Here is an 18,086-nt window from a genome sequence, read left to right on the forward strand (position 1 = left end):
TTGCTTGTCCACTTGCTTAGTCTCCCTGGAAAACCGGACGCGTCTTCGCCGCGAAGGCTTCATAGGCGCGGCCGAAGTCGCGCGTCGCCATGCAGATCGCCTGCGCCTGCGCTTCCGATTCGATCGCTTCGTCGATGCTCATGGTCCATTCCTGGTGCAGCATCGTCTTCGTAATGCCGTGCGCGAAGGTCGGGCCCGCGGCGAGATCGGCCGCGAGCTTCTGCGCTTCGGCGAGCAGCGCCTCCGGTTCACATAGACGGTTGTAGAAGCCCCATGCATGGCCTTCTTCGCCACTTGCGGAGCGGCCCGTGTAGAGCAGCTCGGCCGCCCGGCCCTGGCCGATGATGCGCGGCAGGATTGCGCACGCGCCCATATCGCAGCCCGCGAGGCCCACGCGCGTGAAGAGGAACGCGAGCTTGCTGCGCGCCGTGGCATAGCGCATGTCGGAGGCCATCGCGAGAATCGCGCCCGCGCCGGCGCACACGCCGTCCACGGCCGCGATGATCGGCTGCGGGCAATGGCGCATTGCCTTCACGAGGTCGCCGGTCATGCGCGTGAACATCAGCAACTCCGGCATCGGCAGGTCGATGAGCGGCGCGATGATGTCGTGCACGTCGCCGCCCGAGCAGAAGTTCTCGCCCGCGCCGTGCAGCACGACGGTCTTCACGTCGGTGGCATAGGCGAGTTGACGAAACAGGTCGCGCAGCTCCGCGTACGATTCGAACGTGAGCGGATTCTTGCGCTCGGGGCGGTTCAGCGTGATCGTCGCCACGCGGCCCTCGACCGACCAGCCGAAGTGTTTTGCCTCGTAGCCGGCCAGCGTCACGCGGTTGCCCGCAAAGAGCGCGTCTGCGCTGGAGCGTTCTGTCGTCAAGGTATGTCTCCTTCCTGGTATCGGCTTCGTATTGCTTGATTGCGGGTTCGCGCGCCTCAGCCTTCGAGGCTGTCGCGCAGGTGTTGCTTGAGCTTGCCGAGGCGCTCGTGCATCTTCGACTTTTCATCGAGCGAGAGGCCGCCGAACATCTCCACCACCCATTGCTCGTGCGCGGCCGCCATGCGGTCGAACGCGGCGCGGCCCTCGGGCGTGAGGCGCACGGCGATCGAGCGGCGGTCCTCGGGGTCGGCGTCGCGCACGACGAGACCTTCTTTCTGCAACTGGTCCGTGATGCCGGTGACGTTGCCGCCAGTGACCATCAGGCGGCGCGAAAGCTCGGTCATCCGCAGGCCTTCGGGATAACGCTCGAGCTGCGCCATCAAGTCGAAGCGCGGCAGCGTGGTATCGAACTCGGTGCGCAGGCGCCGGCGCAGCTCGGCTTGCACGAGGTTCGTCGTGGTGAGCAGGCGCAGCCACAGGCGCAGGCCCATGTGGCTATCGGCGCCGGTGCTCATCTCCATGTCGACGACGTTCTCCGCGGGATTCGCGACGCCCTTGCGCGTCGTCTTCGCGGCGGGCGCCTTGCGCTCCTTGTGTTTCGGCACGGGCGATGTCATGTGATTTCTCCACCGGAAACGGATATCGATTGCCCGGTGATCGAGGACGATCCGGGCGCGCACAGCCACAGCACCGCGTTGGCGACTTCCTCCGGCTGGACGAAGCGCTGCTGCGGGTTGTGGCGCACGAGGAGGCTGCGCGCCTCGGCCTCGCTGCGCGAGGTCTTGCGCGTGATCTGGTCGAGCGAGGCCTGCAACAGTTCGGTCTCCGTATAGCCGGGGCACACCGCGTTGACCGTGATGCCCTGGGTGGCCACTTCGAGCGCGAGCGCGCGCGTCATGCCGATCACGCCGTGCTTCGAGGCGCAATACGCGGCCACATATGGATAGCCGACCTGGCCCGCGGTGCTCGCCACGTTGACGATGCGCCCGCTCTTGCGCGCGAGCATGGCCGGCAGCACGGCGCGCGTGCAGAGGAACACGCCCGTGAGGTTCACGTCGAGCATGCGCTTCCAGAGCGCGAGATCGGTCTGCGCAAACGGCGCGGCGGTGGCCTGGCCCGCGTTGTTCACGAGGATGTCGATGGCGCCGAGGCCGTCGGCGGCGCGGGCGAACGCGGCGCTCACGGCGTCTTCGTCGATCACGTCGACGCTCACGCAGGCGATGCGCTCGCCGCCGCCGAGCGCCACGCGCTGCGCGTCGAGCTTCGCCGCGTCGCGACCCATCAGCGTGACGCGCGCACCGGCGCGTAGCAGCGCGGCGGCCGTCGCCGCGCCGATGCCACTGCCGCCGCCGGTCACGACGGCGTGGCGATCCTTCAGCGTATCGTCGCTCATGCTCACACCGTGCCTTCGGCGCGCTGCGCCCGTTCGAGCGGCGAGAGGCCCGCGGCTGCGGCCGCCGCCGCGCGCTCGCGCTCGATGTTGCGTTCGAGCTGGGTCTTGGCGGCCGTGTACTGGTTCGGCCACTTCACATCGAAGTAGCCGATCTTCGCGGCCTCGTTGAGCGTCCACGCCGGATTCGCGAGATGCGGACGCGCCACGGCGCAGAGGTCCGCGCGGCCCGCCGCGATAATGCCGTTCACGTGATCGGCCTCCGAGATCGCACCGACCGCGATCGTCGCGATGCCGGCTTCGTTGCGGATGCGGTCCGCGAACGGCGTCTGGAACATGCGGCCGTACACGGGCTTTTCGTCCTTGCTCACCTGACCCGACGAAACGTCGATCATGTCCGCGCCCGCCGCCTTGAAGGCGCGCGCGATCTGCACGGCGTCGTCGGGCGTGATGCCGCCTTCGACCCAGTCATGCGCGGAAATACGCACGGAGATGGGCTTGTCCTCGGGCCACACCGCGCGGATCGCGTTGAACACCTGCAGCGGGAAACGCAGACGATTCTCGAGCGAGCCGCCATAGTCGTCGGTGCGCTGGTTCGTGAGCGGCGAGAGGAAGCTCGAGAGCAGATAGCCGTGCGCGCAGTGCAGCTCGAGCCAGTCGAAGCCGGCCTCGGCGGCCATCTGCGTGGAGCGCACGAATTGCGCCTCGATCTCGCGCAGCTCGTCGGCGCTCGCCGCGTGCGACCACTGGCTCACGCCGCGCAGATATTGCTGCGGCGAAGCGGAAACGAGCGGCCAGTTGCCGTCGTCGAGCGGCTGGTCGATGCCTTCCCATGCCACGCGCGTCGAGCCCTTGGCGCCCGAGTGGCCGATCTGCATGCCGATCTTCGCATCGGAGTTCGCATGCACGAAGTCGACGATGCGCCGCCATGCCTGCAGATGCTCGGACGTGTACATGCCGGGGCAGGCGGGCGTGATGCGCGCCTCGGGAGACACGCAGGTCATCTCGGTCATCACGAGCGCCGCGCCGCCCATTGCGCGCGCGCCCAGATGCATCAGGTGGTAGTCGCCGGCCACGCCGTCGCGTGCGGAGTACTGCGCCATCGGCGAGACAATCACGCGGTTCTTGAGCGTTACGCCGCGCACCGTGTACGGCGTGAACATCGGCGGCGCGGTGCGCTGGCCCGTTGCCGAACCCGACCCTGCGACCGCCTCCGAGCCCGCGCGCTGGGCGAGCCACGACTCGAAGCCGCCGAGATAATGCGCGTCGCGCTCGCGCAGGTTTTCGTGCGAGATGCGCTGCGAACGCGTGAGCAGCGAGTAGGCGAACTGCTCGGGCTCGAACTGCGCATAGCGCTCCACGTGCTCGAACCATTCCGTCGAGTTGCGTGCGGCGTTCTGGATGCGCAGCACGTCGACGCTGCGCACGCTCGTGTAGTGATGCAGCGCGGCGCGCAGATTGCCCGGATGCGCGTCCATGCTGTTGGCGAGCTCGATGGCGTCCTCGAGCGCGAGCTTGGTGCCCGAGCCGATCGAGAAGTGCGCGGTGTGGGCCGCGTCGCCCATCAGCACGACCGGCGTTTCTCTGCCGTCCGCGCCGGTCTTCCAGTGCACCCACTCGCGGTTCACGACGCGCGGGAAGCGGATCCATTGCGACGAGCCGCGCAGATGCGCCGCGTTCGAGCGCAGCGCATGGCCGTCCAGATAGCGCGCGAACAGCTTCTCGCAGAACGCGATGCTGTCTTCCTTGCTCATTTCCTCGAGGCCCGCGGCGCGCCAGACGTGCTCGGGCGCTTCGACGATGAACGTCGAGGTGTTGTCGTCGAAGCGGTAGGCGTGGGCCTGGAACCAGCCGAATTCGGTTTGCTCGAACGCGAACGTGAAGGCGTCGAACAGCTTCGAGGTGCCGAGCCACACGAAGCGGCAATCGCGCATGTCGATGTCCGGCTGATAGGTGGCCGCGTACTTCTGGCGTATCGCGCTATTGAGGCCGTCGCTGGCGATGATGAGGTCGGCGTTCTGCACGTCGTCGTCGCTCATCTGGGTCTCGAACACGAGCTTCACGCCAAGCTGCTCGCAGCGCGCCTGCAGGATGTTCAAGAGACGCTTGCGGCCGATGCCGCAGAAGCCGTGGCCCGACGAGCGGATCGAGCGCTCGCGGAAATGGATTTCGATGTCGTCCCAGTGATTGAACGCGTCGAGGATCTCGCTCGCGCTTTCCGGATCGGCCGCGCGCAGATTGCCGAGCGTCTGGTCCGAGAACACCACACCCCAGCCGAACGTGTCGTATGGGCGGTTTCGTTCGATCACCGTGATTTCGTAGTCCGGGTGACGCCGCTTCATCAACAGGCTGAAGTACAGTCCGGCTGGCCCGCCACCGATGCAAACTATGCGCATGCTCGCTCCCTTGTTCTGTCCGTAGGGTCAATTTAGGTCTAATTAGTTTAGATGTCAAGTAATTTGCCGATGGGGCGGGAAAGCCCTGGCGGGGCGGCCGAAGCAGGGAACCTGCCAGCGATGTGGGCGTCAACCCAGAGAGGCCGCGCCCGCGATCCTTACGCGCAACTTTCCGTCTGATGGAGAAACTGCGGGCGTGTTGCGGAGTGTGCGATGCTGGAAGGGATGGCAGTGAAGGGCGTGGTATGGCCAGCTGGCATTGAATTCGCTTGGTTCAGCGTCGAAAGCATCCGGTCATTACGAGGACCTTTCCGATGGCGGCGCCATGCAATGTCGCATACATGTTCAGCAATCCTGATGAAAGTATGGCCTCAGATTCGCAACCTCGACGCACCGGCGATTCGGCCACTGGTAGCCGAGTCTTTTTCCATTAAGCCAACCCTGGAACCCGACCCGAAGGGGAGTATTGATTGATGAGTCAGACACCGAAGCGATCGATCGAAATCGATTTTTTCCGTGGTTTCGCGCTGATTGCGATCGCCCTCGATCACATTCCTTCCAGTGTGCTTTCGCACGGCATGCTGCACACCTTTGCGTATTGCGATTCGGCCGAAGTGTTCGTGTTCATGAGCGGCTATGTGTCGGCGGCGAGCTGGCTCGCGATCGCCGCGAGGAAGGGCGCCCATGCCGCCAACCTGCGCTTCTGGCGGCGCGGGCGCGAAATCTATGCCGCTTATTTGTGCACGGCGGTGCTGATGCTGCTTTCCGGTGCCGCCGCCGTGGCGCTGCGCGTGGATTCGCCGCTCGTTGCGGATTCGGGCTTTTTGCGCTTCGCCGCGCACCCGTTCGCGATGCTCGGCAATATCGCGGTCTTCCGCGACCAGCCCTATCTGGCCGGCGTGCTGCCGCTCTATGTGATTCTTGTGCTCGCGCTGCCCGTCGTCATGCCGCTCGCGCGGCGCATGCCCGACGCCGTGCTGCTGGGCAGCTTTGGCATCTGGCTCGGGGGCTGCTGGCTCGTGGACTATTTGCCGGCCGCGCCGGGCTCGATCTGGCCGTTCAATCCGTTTGCCTGGCAAGCCATGTTCATGCTCGGCCTGCTGTGCCGGCTCTATCCGGTGTCGGAGGCCTTTCAGGTCTCGCGGCTCGGCCGCACGCTGACGGTGCTCGCGTTCGGGCTCGTCGCCTCGTTCGCGATCGTGCGGCTCTTCATCGAAGTCGATCCGCAGCCGGGGTACATGAAGCAGAACCTCGCGAGCCTGCGCATCGTGAGCTTTGCCGCGGTGGCCTGGCTGGCCGCGCAGGCGGTGCGGCTCGGCTGGATCGGCTGGCTCGCCCAGCGCCTGCCGGGTGTCGTGACGGTGGGTCAGCAGGGGCTCGTGTGTTTCGTGGGCGGCGCGCTCGCCTCGATTACGATCGATACGCTGATGCGGGCCACGCACGCGAGCGGCTTCTTGCCCGCCCGGCTCGCGGGCGACCTGCTCGCGATCACCGCGCTGCTGGTGCTGGCCGGCGGCGCGCGGCGATGGAAAGGGGCGCGGCCGCGCGTCGCGCTCACTTGACGCGAAAGCGGGCTCGCCCAGGTGAGGATTTGCGCGAACCCGCGGCGATTGCCGTCAGCTTTTTCCGAGCTCGCGCACGTCGGCCGTTGGCGTTGCGCCGAACGCGTCGCTGAGCGCGTAATCGATTAATTGCCGGGCCGCTTGCTCGGGCGTGGCGAGCTGCCCGTTTGCCTTCAACTGCTCGAAGCGCTCGCGCTGGGGGAACTTGTCGGCGCCGGTGGCGCGGATGGTGGCCTGCATGCCGGTGTCCACCACGCCCGGCGCGACGCTGCAGATTCGCACCGCGGGCGGCGCGTCGAGCGCCACCGCGCGGGCGTGATGATCGAGCGCGGCCTTGGTCGCGCAGTAGATGCTCCAGCCCGCGTAGGCGTTGCGCGCCGCGCCGCTCGAAATGTGCACGATGCGGCGGTCCTGTGCGGGGCCAGAAGCCTGTTCCGAGGCAACGGCGTTCGCAAGCATCAGCGGCGCCGCGACATTGAGCATGACCGCGCGGGCGATGGCGTTGGCGTCCTGGGCGCCGAGCGGCGCGATCGGCTCGACCGTGCCCGCATTGTTGAACAGCAGCACGCACTGCGCGCCGTGCGCGAACTGGTGCAGCGCGCCGCTCGCAAGCCAGCGCTCGAGCGCGGCGGGATCGGCAAGATCGAGCGCGGTTTCCGTGAACTGCGCGGCGGATGGCGACCGCTCGCGCGCGGCGAGCGTGGGGTGCGCGCTGCGGCCGAGGCCGAGCACGTCGATCTGGCGCTCCAGCAGCCATTCGGCCAGCGCGGCGCCGAGTCCGCGGGAATGGCCGGTCACGATGGCGCGAATCGGGGAGGGCGTAACGGTGGGAGCAGTCATGGTCTGGAATAAAAAGCGCACGATGCGCGCGCGTTGACGCACGCTTCGGCCGATGAAAAACGGGGAACAGTCTGGCCCAGGTGTGCCGATTCAAGCAGGACGCTAGCGGTACGCCACGGGGCGCTCCGGGGCTGCCAGGACCCTCAGGCAAGACGTATTCGGCGCCTCGCGCCGGCGCATTGAGCCGCGCCAGACGCTCGCGCGGACGGTCCCGAAACCGGTGCGTCGCGTGCCGGGATAAAAACACGTTGCGCGAATTCGGTATCATAGCGTCCGATCCAATAAGGAAGAGATCTGGACGTGAAAGCCGCATCGCAACAACGCCGTACCCTGAGCTTCAAAGACGGGCTTCTGGAAATCAAGAAGAGCATGGGCCTGGGTACCGAGCAGCCTCCCGAAGAGCAGGCGCAGTCGCCGCAAGGCCGGCATGCGCCCAAAGGAAACAAGGCGGGCGCAAAGACCGGGCCGCAGAAGGGCGCTCAGGGCCAGCGGCGCGCTCAGGGCGCGCCCGGCCACAAGGGCCCCAAAGGGCCTCGCCCCGGCGGCGCGGACGAGGCGCGTGCGCGCGCACGTCCCCAGCAGCGCGGCGAGGCGCAGGGCAAGCCAGCTGGCGAGGCCGGCGAAGCGGGTGAGAAGCGCCGCGACGCCCGTAGCCAGCAGCCGCGCCCGGCGCGCGGCCCGCGCGAAGGCGAGCGCGGCGCCCAGCGCCAGCGCCCGGCACGCGCGCAGCAGCCGATGGCCAATCTGAGCGAAGCCGAAAAGGCGCGCATCGAGCGCAATCGCCAGCTCAACACGGTCTGGAACGTCTTCGCGAAGCACTATCCGGCGTTCCGCGAGCGTTTGCCGCTGAAGATCGGCGTGGTCGAGGACCTCGTCGCGCGCCATCCCGACTACGAGCGCACGCTGATCGTCGCCGTGCTCAAGCGCCACGTGAATCATCCGCGCTATCACGAGCGCGTGGCCGAAGGCGGCTCGCGCTACGAGCTGGACGGCACGGTCTCGGAAGGCCCGGGCATCGAGCCCTCGCACGTCGGCCGCGCCAAGGCTGCGCTCGCGCACCAGAAGGCGAAGGCCGAGGCGCGCGCCAAGCCGCAGGAGGCCGCACCGGCCGCTCCGGCGGCGCAGGCGTCCGAGCCGGCCGCGGCCCCCGCGGTTGCTGACACAGCCGCGCCCGCGCAGGAGCCCGCTGCCGCTGCGCAGTCCGCGGAGCAGTCCGTGGGTCAGGCTGCGGCCGCGCCGCAACAGCCGGCCCAGCCGGCGCCGGAGCAAGCCCCCTCGGCAGCCGGCGAGGCGTCTGGCAACGACGGCGAGGCGCCTGCCACGCAAGGCTGAGCGGCGCATCGGCATGGCCGGCGCGGCGCCCCAGGGGCGCGAGCGCCGCGCCTGCTGATCGAGCCGTTCGCCGCGCCACGCCATGAACCTGCGCCAACTCGAACACGTGATTGCCCTCGCTGAAGAGGGCACTTTCGCGCGCGCGGCGCAACGCGTGCACTTGAGCCAGCCGGCCTTGAGCCGCAGCATCCAGTCCATCGAGGACGAGCTGCAGATGGCGCTGTTCGACCGCACCACCCGCGAAGTGCAGATCACGCCCGCGGGCCAGATGGTGGTGCGCCGGGCGAAGAAAGTGCTGTTCGAGGCGCGCTGCCTCGTGCGCGACGTCGATCTCCTGCGCAATCACGACATCGGCTCGGTGAGTTTCGGCGCCGGTCCGTATCCGGCGGCCGTGCTGCTGCCTGCCGTGCTCGACGAGCTCGCGCACCGCCACCCGCAGTTGCGGATCAACGCCGCCGTCGACAACTGGAAAAATCTGCACGATGCGCTGCACGCGGAGTCTCTGGATTTTCTGATCGTGGATATCCGCGGTGCGCAGTCGAGCAGCGAGATCGACGTGATCGCGCTGCCGAAGCACCGCGCGGCGTGGTTCGTGCGCGAAGGCCATCCGCTCGCCCGGCGCGAGACGCTGGACGCGCGCGAGCTGCAGGCGTTTCCGATCGTCTCCGTGCCGCTGCCCGACCCCATGCACGAGGCGCTGCGCAAATGGCTGCGCTACGCGCCGGGCCACGAGCTGGAATTCCACCTCGTGTGCAACGACGTGAACGTCCTGCAGGAATATGCGCGCAAGACCGACGCGCTGCTGCTGCTCACCACGCACGCACTGTCGAACCCCGCGCGCATGACCGGGCTGGTGCCGCTCTCGTTGCCGGAGCGCTCGCCCTTGTGGCTGCAGTTCGGCATCGTTCACCTGGCGGGCCGCACGCTCTCGCCGGCGGCCGAGCAGACGATCCAGACCTTCCAGCGGGTGACCGGAGCGTTGCCGCCGCTCAGCGATTGATGCGCTGAACACATCGATTCGATGCAAATTATGCAGTTGTCTTATTGATGCGCGTGGCGTCCAATGTCCCGGACGCGGCAACAGAGGCAACTCAGGCAACCGGCGGCGAGCAACGCCGACCGGGGCCACGAAAAAGCCGCGAATGGAGACGCAATGACGTTCGAGACTCGCGGCACGCTGCGGCGCTGGGTAATCGTCGCCGGCCTGTTTTTGTTCCTCGCCATCAATTTCGCCGACAAGGCGCTCATCGGGCTCGCCGCCGAGCCCATCATGCGCGAGCTGCATCTCACGCATAGCCAGTTCGGGCGCATCGCCGCCAGCTTTTTCACGTTTTTCTCGATTTCGGCCTTGCTGGTCGGCCTGCTCGCCAACCGCGTGAAGGCGCGCTGGCTGTTGCTCGCAATGGCCGTGATCTGGTCGATCTCGCAACTGCCATTGCTGCTCTACGCCGCGCCCGCCACGCTGGTGCTCTCACGCGTGCTGCTGGGCGCGAGCGAGGGGCCGGCCTATCCGGTGGCCGTGCATGCGCTCTATAAATGGTTTCCCGATCGCGAGCGCGCCTTGCCCTCCGCCGTGCTCACGGTCGGCGCCTCGTTCGGCGCGGGTTTCATCGCACCGCTCATCACCTGGGTCATCGTTTCGTTCGGCTGGCGCGCGGCGTTCGAGATGCTCGCGCTCGTGGGCATGGTGTGGAGCGTCCTGTGGCTGTGGATCGGCAAGGAAGGGCCGCTCGGCACGAGCGACGAGACGCCCGCCGCCGCCGATGGGACCGACCCGGACCCGGCGTCGCGCTATCCCGCAAGAATCCCGCTCGGCGCGCTGCTGCTCTCGCGCACCTGTGCGGGGAGCAACTTCGCGGGCTTCGCGGCCTACGTGATCCTGACCGTGGCGACCGTGTGGCTGCCCAGCTACCTCGTGCGCGTGGCCGGCTATTCGCTCACGCAGGCAGGGTGGATCGTCGTGCTGCCCGCGTTCGGCCAGATGGTGGCGTCGCCGCTCCTGAGCGCATGGTCGCAGCGGCTCATGGCGCGCGGCGTGTCGAGCCGCCATGCGCGCGGCACGCTCGGCGCGGCAGCCGTTGTCGCGGCCGGCGCGGCGCTCACGCTGATGGCTGCGCTCCCCCCGGGGCCGCTCCTCATCGTCGCGGTGACTGTGGCGTTCTCGCTGGCATCGTTCACGTTCGTGAGCGGCGTGACGCTTGCCGGCGAGATCGTGCCCCCTGCGCAGCGCGGCGGCGTGCTCGGCATCAACATCTGCATCACGACGCTCGCGGGGCTCGTCACGCCCGCCGCGATGGGTCTCATGATCGACCGCGCGGCGACGCAGATCGAGGGCTATCGGATGGGCATGACGGCCATGGGCGCGTTTGCGCTTGTCGCCGGTCTCGTGGCCGCCGTGCTGATCGATCCGCAGGCCGACCGCCGGCGCTTCATGGCACGCGCGCAGCTGCGCGAGGAGAACTGCGTCGTGCCGCCGCTCGCCGCGGGAAAGCGCTGAGCCCAAAGGCGCTTTGGCCATCGAGAACGCTGTTTCGCATGATTGACAGGAATACTGATTAATATGAGAGATGCCGATCTGACACCACTGTTGCGGCCTGCGTCGATTGCCGTCGTGGGCGCGTCGAACGATGCCGCCAAAGTCGGCGGCATGCCGCTGCGGCTCTTGCGCGAGCAAGGCTATACGGGCCGCGTCTACGCGGTCAACGCGCGCGGCGGGGACGTGCAGGGCATGCGCGCCTTGCCTTCGCTCGATGCGCTGCCCGAACCCGTCGATCTCGCGATTGTCGCCGTGCCCGCCGCCGCCGCGCCGCACGTCGTCGCGCAGATGGTGCGCACCCGCACGCGCGCCGCAGTGCTGTTCACGGCGGGCTTCGCGGAGACCGGCGAGGCGGGCGGCGCGGCCCAGCGCGAGATCGCGCGCATGGCCTCGGCGGCCGGCATGGCGCTGCTTGGCCCGAATTGTCTGGGCTTGATGAATCTGCGCGAACGCGTCTACGCGACGTTCTCGCCGGTGGCGCTCGCGGGCGCGCCGCCGCTCGGCGATGTCGCGCTCGTCAGCCAGAGCGGCGCGTTCGGCGCCTACGCCTTCGCGCTCGCGCGCGAGGCGCAGCTCGGTCTGAGCCACTGGATCACGACCGGCAACGAGGCTGGCGTGCAGGTGGCCGATGCCGTCGAATGGCTCGCGCACGATCCGCTCACCTCGGTGATCCTCGTCTACCTCGAAGGCTGCGCCGATGGCGCCAAGCTGCGCCGGGCGCTGGCTGCCGCGCGCGCCGCCGGCAAGCCCGTGGTCGTCGCCAAGGTGGGCACGACGGCGACCGGCGCGCGCGCCGCCCAGTCGCATACGGCGAGCCTCGCGGGCGAGGACGCGGTGTATCAGGCGGTATTCGACGAATACGGCGTGCACCGCGCCGATACCCTCGAGGGTTTCTTCCGGCTCGGCAACACGCTGTCGAAGGGCCGCAGGCCGCGCTCGCGGCAAACCGCCATCGTGACCGTCTCGGGCGGGGTCGGGATCATGATGGCCGACCGCGCGGAGGCGCTCGGGCTCGCGCTGCCGCCGCTGCCCGAGGCGTGCGCCGCGCGCTTGCGCGAGAGCGTGGCGTTCGCGTCGACGGCGAACCCCATCGACGTGACGGGCCAGGTCGTCGCTCAGACCGGCGTGCTGACCGATACGCTCGTCGATGCCATGACGTGCGGCGCATACGGCAGCGTGGTCGCGTTCGTGGCCGGGGCGGCTCACGTTCCCAGCGCGTGGGCCGCGATCGAGCAGGCCGTCGAACGCGCGATGGCGCATCGCAAGCACGGCGAGCACGGCGCGCCTTCGGAGGCGGCGCAGCTCGTGCTGTGCGGCCTCGTCGACGACACGCAGCGCAGCTGGCTGGAAGCGCGCGGCGTGCTCGCCCTGCGCGAGCCGGTCTACGCGATGGACGCCGTTGCCGCGCTGCTGCGCGCCGGCGAGCAAGCGGATGTGGCGCGTGGCGAGGCGGCGGATGCGAGGGGCCTAGACGAGGCAACTGAGCCAGCGTCCAGCATGCTGCCGTCGAGCGTGCCCGCTCACGCGGCGTCGCTCGACGAAGCCGAGGCCATGGCGATGCTGGCCGCCGCGGGCGTACCGGTCGCGCCGCACTGTGTGGCAGGCTCGGTCGCCGAGGCGCAGGCCGCGGCGCAACGGCTCGGCTGTCCGGTGGCGCTCAAGCTGCGCTCGCGCCACGTGCTGCACAAGAGCGACATGGGCGGCGTGCGGCTGAACCTGCGCGACACCGCGGCGCTTGCCCGGGCGTTCGACGCGATCGCCACCTCGGCGGCGCAGGCGGGCATACCGGGCGGCTTCGAGGGCGTGGTGGTGGCGCGCATGCTCGACGGCTGGGGCGAGATCATCGTCGGCGTGCGGCGCGATCCGGTGTTCGGCCCCGTGGCCATGACGGGCCTCGGCGGCACCGGCGTGGAGCTGGGCCGCAAGATGGCGTTCGGCCTCGCGCCGCTCTCGCACGAGCGCGCGCTCGCGATGCTCGAAACGAGCGGCGTGGCGGCGCTGCTGCGCGGGCATCGCGGCCACCCGGCGCTATCGCTCGACGCGGCGGCCGCGGTGCTTGCGGCGGTGTCGCGCCTGGGCGCCGCGCTCGGCGAGACGCTCGATACGCTCGAAATCAATCCGTTCATCGTCACGCGGGACGGGCTCGTTGCCGCCGATGCCGTCGTCACGCTTCATCCGCAAGGCGACTCGCGGAACGAGGCGTAGCAAGCAGCGCACTGATTGCGCCGCCGACGACTCGTCTCGCGCGCGGCCACGAAACACGCGGTCCGGGAGCGGGCCGCATACCGCATCAAAGGAGCGATCATCGATATGTACAACCAGGCAATGAGCATCGTCGAGCCGACGGCTCACCTCGAGCAAGACCCGCTCGCCGCGCTCGTGAGCATGGCCGCCGGCCCGCTCGCGCTCGCGCGCTATCCGGTGGTGGAGGTCATGCGCACCTGCGCACTGCACACGCTGCCTCATTCGCGCAGCCCGCTGCGCGCGCCGTTCAACACGCTCTACGCGAGCACGCACCGCTGGACGCACGAAGACCGCGACATCGTCACACCGGCCAATGATTTCCTCTACCTCAACGCGTGGATCGATCTCTCGAACGGGCCGGTGGTGCTGGAGATTCCGCCCCTCGACGACACGCGTTTTTATGTGGTCGAACTGCTCGACGCCTTCACCGACAACTTCCGCAACCTGGGGCCGCGCAACGCCGGCACGCGCGGCGCGCGCTTCGTGCTGCATGCGCCGGGGCAGCGGCCCACGGGCGAGGGCGAGCCCGTCGCGTGTCCCACCTCGCTCGTCTGGCTGCTGGGCCGGGTGCTGGTCCAGGGCGACGACGATCTGGCCCGTGCCAGCGAGGCAGCGCGGGCGTTCCGTCTCGACGGCCCGCGCTGCGCGGGCCCGGCGTGCGTGCGCAACTGGCGCGAATCCGGCGACCCGGCGCTCGACTTCTTCCAGAACCTGTTCGATACCTTTGGCGATCTCCCGCCGCGCGAGGACGAGGCCGCGCTCGTGGGCCTGCTCGAACGCGCGGGCCTGCGCGAGCAAGCGGGCGTGGATGTGGCTGCGCTGCCCGAACCGGTCCGGTGCGGCCTGCGGCTCGGCTATGCGCAAGCCCAGCAGCTCCTGCTGGCTTTCACGCAAAGCCGCGCCCGGCGCAGCTGGGGCTATAGCCTCGGTCTGGGCCGCTACGGCCATGCGCATCTGCTGCGCGCCTGCACGGCGATGAAGGGGCTTGGCGCGCTCGCGGCTGAAGAGGCCGTCTACGCGAGCGCCGACTTCGACGACGCCGGTGCGCCGCTGCACGGCGGCAACCGCTATGAGCTGTACTTCCCGCCGGGCCAGTTGCCGCCCGTCGATGCGTTGTGGTCGCTCTCGCTCTACGGCGCGGACCGCTTCTTCGTCGACAACCCGATACGCCGCTACGCGATCGGCGACCGCACCGCGGGCCTGCAGTACGACGCGGACGGCGGCCTGCGCATCGCCATCCAGCACGAGGTGCCGGCGTCGCACGCGAACTGGCTGCCCGCGCCGGCAGGCGGCTTCTATCTGATCCTGCGCCTCTACCATCCGCAGCCCGCGTTTCTCGACGGGCGCTACCGGATTCCGCCCGTGCGGGCCGTGGCGCGCTGAGCGCGGCGCGGCGCTCCGCCAGCCAGCTTCTGCCAAACGCCTTTTCTTATCCTGGACGCTTGCTCATGTCATCCATTCCGCTCCGTGAACCCGCCGCCACACGCGCCGACTGTCTCGATCACGCCGATCTGTTCGAGCTCGCGCGCGAAGCGGTCCAATTCACGCTGCCGCTCTACGAAATGGCGCGCATGTTTTCGGCAACCTGCCCGCGCATCGACGCAGCGGGCCGCTTTGCCGGCGCATCGCCCGAGTCGCCGCAACGCTGGGCCAACGCGTGGCTCCATTCGCGCGAGCTGCTCGGGCCGCAGCATCGGCGCGTCGTGACGCCCAATAACGACACGCTCTATTCGAGCGCATGGCTCGACCTGCGCGGAGGCCCGCTCGTGATCCGCGTCCCGGCGATGCCTGCGCGCTACTACGTGCTGGGCCTGCTCGACATGTACACGAATCCCTTCGGCTATATCGGCAGCCGCACGACGGGCAGCGAGGCGGGCGCATTCTTCCTGCACGGGCCAGCGTGGCGGGGCGAAGTGCCCGCGGGCATGCGTGCGCTCGCGTGCCCGACCGACACGGTGTGGTTGATCGGACGCATTCTCGTGGATGGCGAGGCCGATCTCGCGGCGGCCATCGCGCTGCAGGACCGCTTTGAGATCGAGCGCGCGGCGGGCAGTCCCGAGCAGGTGCCGACGCGCGTGCCCGCGGGGCTGCAGCCGCAGGAGCGTCCCGGCGATGCGGCGCGCTTCGCCGAGGTCGTGAACCGCGCGCTCGCCGACCATCCGCCGCCGCGCGAGGCGCTCGCGCACGTCGCGCGCTTTCGCGCCTGCGGCATCGGCGCGGACTGTGTGGGCGAGGCGCTCGATGCGGCGCAGGCCGACGCACTCACGCGCGCGATCGCCCAACTCACGCGCGAGCTGACGGGCGCGCCGCCGCAGGCGCTCGGCGGCGGCTGGGCGCTGCCGGTCGATGTGCGCGAGACGTTCGGAAACGACTATCACGAGCGGGCGCAGGTGGCGCTCAGCTATATCGGCGCGCTGGGTGTCGAGGAAGCGATGTACATCACGGCCGATTGCGACGCCGAGGGCGCGCCGCTAGACGGCAACGCCGCATACGTGCTGCGTTTCGCGCCCGGCCAGGCGCCGCAGGTTGGGGCGTTCTGGTCGCTGACGGCTTACGCGCGGGCGACCTGCATGCTGGCCGAGAACGCCATTGGCCGCTATTCGCTGGGCGACCGCACGCACGGCCTGCGCCTCGATGACGATGGCGGCTTGCGTATCGCGGTGTCGGCGCGTGAGCCCGTGGATCCGGTGCTGCGCTGCAACTGGCTGCCCGCGCCCGCCGAGCGCTTTTATCTGGCGTTGCGGTTGTACGTGCCGGAGGAGGCGCATCTGGCCGGACGCTACGTGTATCCGCCGATCGAGCGGCAGCCGGATTGAAGCCGATGCCGGCGAGCCCAACCGGGCGCCCGGCGCGCGCCTTGCGCGTGATGCTTCAGCGTTCGCGCGAGCGGGCGTTGCCGCGAGTCTCGAGCATGCCGCGCATGGCCGATGCCTCGGTAACGGGAGCAGCCGAGGTGCTCGCCAGCGGCAAGGCCGATGCGGGTCGCAGGGATTGCGCGGAAGCTTGTGTTGCCAGCGCCGCGCTGGCCGGCCACGCCGTGGCGGGAGCCGCGGACAAGTCGCTCGCCGCGATGTTACCGGCCATGTCGGCGGAGAAGGCACCGCTGTAGGTTGCCGGCGCATCTGCTGCTGCGGCACCGGCTTGCGGCGCGCTCGCCGTGTCCAGCACGCGGCTGAATTCCGCCGCACGCGAGCGGATCTTCTCCGCATAAGCCTTCGAGCCGCCGTAGTTCTTCATGGCCGCGTCGAGATCGCCGCCGGCCGCGCGCTTGTAGCCGTAGAGAATCGATGACCCCACATCGATATTGACTTCGGGGTCCGTGAGATCCTTGCCGTCGCGCAGCAGGTTACGGTGTGCCGAGGGCACGACCTGCATGAGCCCGGTCGCGTGGTTCGCGCCGCGCGCCTTTTCGCGAAAGCGCGATTCGATCGAGATGATGGCGAGGAGCACGGCGGGCGGCAGCGAGTATTTCTCGGCGGCCGTGGTCACGGCCTGCGAAATCTGTGCAGCCTTGTCCCTGGCCAGACCGAACTTCTGGCTCAGGTAGGTGGGGAGCTTCTTGTCGTCGTCTGGGGGCTGCTGGGCCGCCGCGTATTGCACGAGGCCGGGCAGCATGACGAGCAGGCAGAGTAACCGCCTCATGGCCGGTCCTTTCGTGGGCAAACAACAGGTGAGCGAATGAAAGTCGCACAGTATAGCCGTCCACGAAAAAAGACAGCCGGGACATGGCCCGGCTGTGCATCTCAATGCGCTTCCTCTGAGCTTGCTCAGACTTTGTCGACGGAAGCCTTGTAGATTTCGTCGATGCTCGCAGCGAGCGCGGCGTCGAATTGCGCATCGCTCATCTGTTTCGTGAGGTCGTTGATGAGCGCGCGCGAGAAGCTCGCGATCATCCCGTGATTGGCCGCCAGCCGCTGGCAGGCGTCGCTGCGCGTATAGCCGCCCGAGAGGGCGACCACGCGCACGACGCGCGGGTGATCGATGAGCGGCTTGTAGAAGTCGGGCGTGTCGGGAATCGTCAGCTTGATCATGACGTTGCGCGAAGCGGGCAGGGCGTCGAGCCCCGCGAGCAGGGCGTCGCGCAGCAGCGCTTCGGCCTGGGCCTTGTCCGGCGCCTTGATCGACACCTCGGGTTCGAGAATCGGCACGAGGCCGCGCGCGCCGATCTGCTCGCCCACCTCGAACTGCTGCTTCGCGATGGCCGCGATGCCCGAAGGCGACGCGTGCTCGATCACCGAGCGCATCTTGGTGCCGAAGATGCCGGCTTTCACGGCACGCTCGAGCAGTGCGTCGAGGCCGGGCATCGGCTTCATGAGCCGCACGCCGTCCGCCTCGGCCTCGAGACCCTTGTCGACCTTGAGGAAAGGCACCACACCGCGCTCTTCCCACAGGAATGCGGGCACGGGCTTGCCGTGCGCCTGACCGTCCATGGTCTGCTCGAAGAGAATCGCGCCGATCACCTTCGCGCCCGTGAAGGCCGGCGCGCTGATGATGCGCACGCGCATCTCGTGCATGAGCCGGAACATCTCGGCTTCGCCGCTGTATTCGCTCTCCGGGATGCCGTATTGCCGCAGCGCGCCAGGCGTCGAGCCGCCGCTCTGGTCGAGCGCGGCGATGAATCCCGGTTTCTCGCGCATCTGCTGCAGCATGGTGTCGTTGGCCATTTTCAAACCTCCCGAATAAAGGCGCCGGCGCGCGGCGCGGTGACGTGGGACCCGGTGGCGTGACCCGCTTCGGGCCGCTTCCGATCCGGTGAGTGTACTGGCGCAGCGTGACAGCGTCTCGGCCCGTGTGTGCGGCAACCGTCTGTCGTGCGTATAGCGCGTCCGGCTGCAGAAGAAGCAAGCGCGATGCCAGCCCCGCGCGCTGCACGTGGATTACCACCGTGATCCGTGCAGAAGCGCGCTTCGCG

General features: G+C 68.8%; 14 protein-coding genes. 7 read left to right on the plus strand and 7 right to left on the minus strand.

Annotated elements, in window-relative coordinates:
• Positions 1 to 16: 16 nt before the first annotated feature.
• From E1956_RS19090 to E1956_RS19105, 4 genes are read right to left on the minus strand one after another with little or no spacing between them, the layout of a single operon-like run.
• The gene (locus tag E1956_RS19090) at positions 17 to 874 is read right to left on the minus strand and encodes an enoyl-CoA hydratase family protein (protein WP_134751932.1); all 858 of its coding nucleotides are present in this window, start codon (positions 872 to 874) and stop codon (positions 17 to 19) included.
• Between the two features lie 56 nt (positions 875 to 930).
• Positions 931 to 1,491, minus strand: a complete 561-nt coding sequence (locus E1956_RS19095; RefSeq protein ID WP_043288771.1) for a MarR family winged helix-turn-helix transcriptional regulator — start codon at positions 1,489 to 1,491, stop codon at positions 931 to 933.
• The gene (locus E1956_RS19100; protein ID WP_043288769.1) at positions 1,488 to 2,267 is read right to left on the minus strand and encodes an SDR family NAD(P)-dependent oxidoreductase; all 780 of its coding nucleotides are present in this window, start codon (positions 2,265 to 2,267) and stop codon (positions 1,488 to 1,490) included. Before E1956_RS19100 ends, E1956_RS19095 begins: the two co-directional genes overlap by 4 nt.
• 2 nt (positions 2,268 to 2,269) lie before the next feature.
• Positions 2,270 to 4,660 carry a bifunctional salicylyl-CoA 5-hydroxylase/oxidoreductase gene (locus E1956_RS19105; RefSeq protein ID WP_134751934.1) on the minus strand — a complete coding sequence of 797 codons (2,391 nt, stop codon included), beginning with the start codon at positions 4,658 to 4,660 and terminating at the stop codon, positions 2,270 to 2,272.
• 473 nt (positions 4,661 to 5,133) lie between these two features.
• On the opposite strand from E1956_RS19105, the gene opgC reads away from it, so the two are divergent.
• Entirely contained in the window at positions 5,134 to 6,222 is a 1,089-nt protein-coding gene (gene opgC, locus E1956_RS19110) for an OpgC domain-containing protein (protein WP_134751936.1), read from the plus strand.
• Between the two features lie 54 nt (positions 6,223 to 6,276).
• On the opposite strand, the gene E1956_RS19115 is transcribed toward opgC, so the two are convergent.
• On the minus strand, positions 6,277 to 7,062 hold the full coding sequence (locus E1956_RS19115) for an SDR family oxidoreductase (RefSeq protein ID WP_134751938.1): 786 nt from the start codon (positions 7,060 to 7,062) through the stop codon (positions 6,277 to 6,279).
• A 300-nt stretch (positions 7,063 to 7,362) separates the two neighbouring features.
• Between E1956_RS19115 and E1956_RS19120 the strand changes: the two genes are divergently transcribed.
• The 6 genes from E1956_RS19120 (at position 7,363) to E1956_RS19145 (ending at position 15,990) form a co-directional block, all read left to right on the plus strand.
• Positions 7,363 to 8,394: a ProQ/FINO family protein gene (locus tag E1956_RS19120; protein WP_134751940.1), complete on the plus strand. Its 1,032-nt coding sequence runs from the start codon at positions 7,363 to 7,365 to the stop codon at positions 8,392 to 8,394.
• 82 nt (positions 8,395 to 8,476) lie between these two features.
• Positions 8,477 to 9,394 carry a LysR family transcriptional regulator gene (locus E1956_RS19125; protein ID WP_134751942.1) on the plus strand — a complete coding sequence of 306 codons (918 nt, stop codon included), beginning with the start codon at positions 8,477 to 8,479 and terminating at the stop codon, positions 9,392 to 9,394.
• 153 nt (positions 9,395 to 9,547) lie between these two features.
• Positions 9,548 to 10,891 carry an MFS transporter gene (locus tag E1956_RS19130; RefSeq protein WP_167760072.1) on the plus strand — a complete coding sequence of 448 codons (1,344 nt, stop codon included), beginning with the start codon at positions 9,548 to 9,550 and terminating at the stop codon, positions 10,889 to 10,891.
• Positions 10,892 to 10,954: 63 nt separating this feature from the next.
• Positions 10,955 to 13,135, plus strand: a complete 2,181-nt coding sequence (locus tag E1956_RS19135; RefSeq protein ID WP_134751946.1) for an acetate--CoA ligase family protein — start codon at positions 10,955 to 10,957, stop codon at positions 13,133 to 13,135.
• 105 nt (positions 13,136 to 13,240) lie between these two features.
• The gene (locus tag E1956_RS19140; protein ID WP_335930000.1) at positions 13,241 to 14,557 is read left to right on the plus strand and encodes a DUF1254 domain-containing protein; all 1,317 of its coding nucleotides are present in this window, start codon (positions 13,241 to 13,243) and stop codon (positions 14,555 to 14,557) included.
• 65 nt (positions 14,558 to 14,622) lie between these two features.
• The gene (locus E1956_RS19145) at positions 14,623 to 15,990 is read left to right on the plus strand and encodes a DUF1254 domain-containing protein (protein WP_134751948.1); all 1,368 of its coding nucleotides are present in this window, start codon (positions 14,623 to 14,625) and stop codon (positions 15,988 to 15,990) included.
• A gap of 55 nt (positions 15,991 to 16,045) precedes the next feature.
• Here E1956_RS19145 and E1956_RS19150 read toward each other — a convergent pair whose 3' ends face one another.
• Together E1956_RS19150 and E1956_RS19155 are read right to left on the minus strand one after the other, a co-directional pair.
• On the minus strand, positions 16,046 to 16,816 hold the full coding sequence (locus E1956_RS19150) for a transglycosylase SLT domain-containing protein (RefSeq protein WP_134751950.1): 771 nt from the start codon (positions 16,814 to 16,816) through the stop codon (positions 16,046 to 16,048).
• A 125-nt stretch (positions 16,817 to 16,941) separates the two neighbouring features.
• The gene (locus E1956_RS19155; RefSeq protein ID WP_134751952.1) at positions 16,942 to 17,838 is read right to left on the minus strand and encodes a fructose bisphosphate aldolase; all 897 of its coding nucleotides are present in this window, start codon (positions 17,836 to 17,838) and stop codon (positions 16,942 to 16,944) included.
• Positions 17,839 to 18,086 lie beyond the last annotated feature (248 nt).

Source organism: Paraburkholderia pallida (assembly GCF_004524855.1).
GTDB lineage: Bacteria > Pseudomonadota > Gammaproteobacteria > Burkholderiales > Burkholderiaceae > Paraburkholderia > Paraburkholderia oxyphila.

Bases quoted from the DNA above. Each gene is read 5' to 3' on its own strand.
- E1956_RS19100 (WP_043288769.1), bottom strand. From the start codon at position 2,267: ATGAGCGACGATACGCTGAAGGATCGCCACGCCGTCGTGACCGGCGGC.
- E1956_RS19130 (WP_167760072.1), top strand. From the start codon at position 9,548: ATGACGTTCGAGACTCGCGGCACGCTGCGGCGCTGGGTAATCGTCGCC.
- E1956_RS19105 (WP_134751934.1), bottom strand. From the start codon at position 4,660: ATGCGCATAGTTTGCATCGGTGGCGGGCCAGCCGGACTGTACTTCAGC.
- E1956_RS19095 (WP_043288771.1), bottom strand. From the start codon at position 1,491: ATGACATCGCCCGTGCCGAAACACAAGGAGCGCAAGGCGCCCGCCGCG.
- E1956_RS19135 (WP_134751946.1), top strand. From the start codon at position 10,955: ATGAGAGATGCCGATCTGACACCACTGTTGCGGCCTGCGTCGATTGCC.
- E1956_RS19155 (WP_134751952.1), bottom strand. From the start codon at position 17,838: ATGGCCAACGACACCATGCTGCAGCAGATGCGCGAGAAACCGGGATTC.
- E1956_RS19115 (WP_134751938.1), bottom strand. From the start codon at position 7,062: ATGACTGCTCCCACCGTTACGCCCTCCCCGATTCGCGCCATCGTGACC.
- E1956_RS19150 (WP_134751950.1), bottom strand. From the start codon at position 16,816: ATGAGGCGGTTACTCTGCCTGCTCGTCATGCTGCCCGGCCTCGTGCAA.
- E1956_RS19125 (WP_134751942.1), top strand. From the start codon at position 8,477: ATGAACCTGCGCCAACTCGAACACGTGATTGCCCTCGCTGAAGAGGGC.
- E1956_RS19140 (WP_335930000.1), top strand. From the start codon at position 13,241: ATGTACAACCAGGCAATGAGCATCGTCGAGCCGACGGCTCACCTCGAG.
- opgC (WP_134751936.1), top strand. From the start codon at position 5,134: ATGAGTCAGACACCGAAGCGATCGATCGAAATCGATTTTTTCCGTGGT.
- E1956_RS19145 (WP_134751948.1), top strand. From the start codon at position 14,623: ATGTCATCCATTCCGCTCCGTGAACCCGCCGCCACACGCGCCGACTGT.